The sequence below is a fragment of the Frondihabitans sp. Leaf304 genome (genome assembly GCF_001423105.1).
GTDB lineage: Bacteria > Actinomycetota > Actinomycetes > Actinomycetales > Microbacteriaceae > Frondihabitans.
On the sequence record NZ_LMNV01000003.1, the window covers coordinates 651,062 to 654,267 of the forward strand.

At 55.0% G+C, this 3,206-nt stretch carries 2 rRNA genes (1 of these 2 cut by a window edge); both read right to left on the reverse strand.

The window, feature by feature from the left end:
• Window positions 1–2,277 (reverse strand): 23S ribosomal RNA (locus ASF54_RS16150); it reaches 526 nt to the left of the window's first position.
• 530 nt (window positions 2,278–2,807) lie between these two features.
• Window positions 2,808–3,206: ribosomal RNA gene (locus tag ASF54_RS13390) — 16S ribosomal RNA — on the reverse strand; the annotation flags it as partial.

Here is a 3,206-nt window from a genome sequence, read left to right on the forward strand (position 1 = left end):
CTGCTGCGCGTAACGAGCATCTTTACTCGTAGTGCAATTTCGCCGAGTTCGCGGTTGAGACAGCTGGGAAGTCGTTACGCCATTCGTGCAGGTCGGAACTTACCCGACAAGGAATTTCGCTACCTTAGGATGGTTATAGTTACCACCGCCGTTTACTGGGGCTTAAATTCTGAGCTTCGCTTGCGCTAACCCTTCCTCTTAACCTTCCAGCACCGGGCAGGCGTCAGTCCGTATACATCGTCTTGCGACTTGGCACGGACCTGTGTTTTTAGTAAACAGTCGCTTCCCACTGGTCTCTGCGGCCTTCCCCGCTCCCGGAGTAAATCCGTTCACGGTTCCGGCCCCCCTTCTCCCGAAGTTACGGGGGCATTTTGCCGAGTTCCTTAACCACGATTCTCTCGATCTCCTTGGTATTCTCTACCTGACCACCTGAGTCGGTTTGGGGTACGGGCGGCTTGAACCTCGCGTCGATGCTTTTCTCGGCAGCATAGGATCACTGAATTCCCCCAATCGGGGTATGCATCGGGTCTCAGGCATCATTGACGACGGATTTGCCTATCGTCAGCCCTACATCCTTACACCAGGATCACCTTACGGATACCATCGCCTGGCTCAGCTACCTTCCTGCGTCACACCTGTTAATACGCTAAACGCACCAGCATGGGGTCGAGCGTTAGACCGGCCGGCATCACCCCGAAGGGATCCACTCAGCCGGGTTAGGACTCTTAGCACCACTGGATTATCTTGGGCGGTTCTTCGCCGGTACGGGAATATCAACCCGTTGTCCATCGACTACGCCTGTCGGCCTCGCCTTAGGTCCCGACTTACCCAGGGCGGATTAACCTGGCCCTGGAACCCTTGGTCTTTCGGAGGACGGGTTTCTCACCCGTCTTTCGCTACTCATGCCTGCATTCTCACTCGTGTGGCGTCCACGGCTGGTTTCCACCGCCGCTTCACTCGCCACACGACGCTCTCCTACCAATCCGTACGACTGAACCACGAAGGCTTATCGAAAGTACGAATTCTACAACTTCGGTGGTGTGCTTGAGCCCCGTTACATTGTCGGCGCGGAATCACTTGACCAGTGAGCTATTACGCACTCTTTCAAGGGTGGCTGCTTCTAAGCCAACCTCCTGGTTGTCTCTGCAACTCCACATCCTTTCCCACTTAGCACACGCTTAGGGACCTTAGTTGGTAGTCTGGGTTGTTTCCCTCTCGACGATGAAGCTTATCCCCCACCGTCTCACTGCTGCGCTCTCACTTACCGGCATTCGGAGTTTGGCTGACGTCAGTAAGCTTTTAGGCCCCATCGGCCATCCAGTAGCTCTACCTCCGGCAAGAAACACGCAACGCTGCACCTAAATGCATTTCGGAGAGAACCAGCTATCACGAAGTTTGATTGGCCTTTCACCCCTATCCACAGCTCATCCCCTCCATTTTCAACTGAAGTGGGTTCGGTCCTCCACGACGTCTTACCGTCGCTTCAACCTGGCCATGGATAGATCACTTCGCTTCGGGTCTAGGACATGCGACTGAATCGCCCTATTCAGACTCGCTTTCGCTACGGCTACCCCTCACGGGTTAACCTCGCCACATATCGCTAACTCGCAGGCTCATTCTTCAAAAGGCACGCTGTCACCCCTACTAAGGAGGCTCCAACGGTTTGTAAGCAAACGGTTTCAGGTACTATTTCACTCCCCTCCCGGGGTACTTTTCACCTTTCCCTCACGGTACTTGTCCGCTATCGGTCATCTGGGAGTATTTAGGCTTATCAGGTGGTCCTGACAGATTCACACGGGATTTCTCGGGCCCCGTGCTACTTGGGATACGCATTCAGCCAGCAACACCATTTCGGCTACGGGGTTGGCACCCTCTATGACCCGGCTTTCAATCCGGTTCGCCTATAATGCGCTGTAACTGTTCCAGTCCGGCAGAACTGAACAACACGTCCCACAACCCCGACCATGCAACGACCGCCGTCTATCACACATGACCGGTTTAGCCTCTTCCGATTTCGCTCGCCACTACTCACGGAATCACTGTTGTTTTCTCTTCCTGAGGGTACTGAGATGTTTCACTTCCCCCCGTTCCCTCTACCCGCCCTATATATTCAGGCGGGAGTCACCAGGTCAGCACGCCGCCTGGCGGGGTTTCCCCATTCGGACACCCTCGGATCACAGCTCGATTATCAGCTCCCCGAGGCTTATCGCAGATTTCTACGTCCTTCTTCGGCTCCAGATGCCAAGGCATCCACCGTTTGCTCTTAAAAACTTGACCACAAAGAACCACGACAACAAGGCCACCCAAAGGCGACCCGATTGACGCGGTTTATCAGTGTTATCTCGTTACCCCACCAACCGGTCGAAACCAGCTGCTGGGGAAGAAATTGCACTCGAACATCACCCCACAACACCACCCCGAAAGGCGATGAAGGAAATGACGCTCAAGATGCTCGCGTCCACTGTGTAGTTCTCAAAAAACGGGCGACCCCAAGAATCCCCGGCAAGTGATGCCAGATCATCAAGGTCCGCATGAGGAGTTCACCCCCCAACACCATCAAGGCGCCAGGAAAGGCTTGGTCCCTCAGGACCCAACAACGTGCACGCCCCCGAAATCCCGATCCCGCACCGTTCCAATCCCCCCAAAGAGGAGATGTACTGAGCACGAAACCTTCATCCGAAGGCCACTGTCAAAGTTCCACCCATGAGCGCCACCCACAACATTCGCTGTGGCGTGACTTGACTCGTTGATCCCCGTGGCGAGTGTGTACAAAGACACAGCCCGTGGGGCGAGTACATGCTCCTTAGAAAGGAGGTGATCCAGCCGCACCTTCCGGTACGGCTACCTTGTTACGACTTAGTCCTAATCACCGATCCCACCTTCGACAGCTCCCTCCACAAGGGTTGGGCCACCGGCTTCGGGTGTTACCGACTTTCATGACTTGACGGGCGGTGTGTACAAGGCCCGGGAACGTATTCACCGCAGCGTTGCTGATCTGCGATTACTAGCGACTCCGACTTCATGAGGTCGAGTTGCAGACCTCAATCCGAACTGAGACCGACTTTTTGGGATTCGCTCCACCTCGCGGTATTGCAGCCCTTTGTATCGGCCATTGTAGCATGCGTGAAGCCCAAGACATAAGGGGCATGATGATTTGACGTCATCCCCACCTTCCTCCGAGTTGACCCCGGCAGTCTCCTATGAGT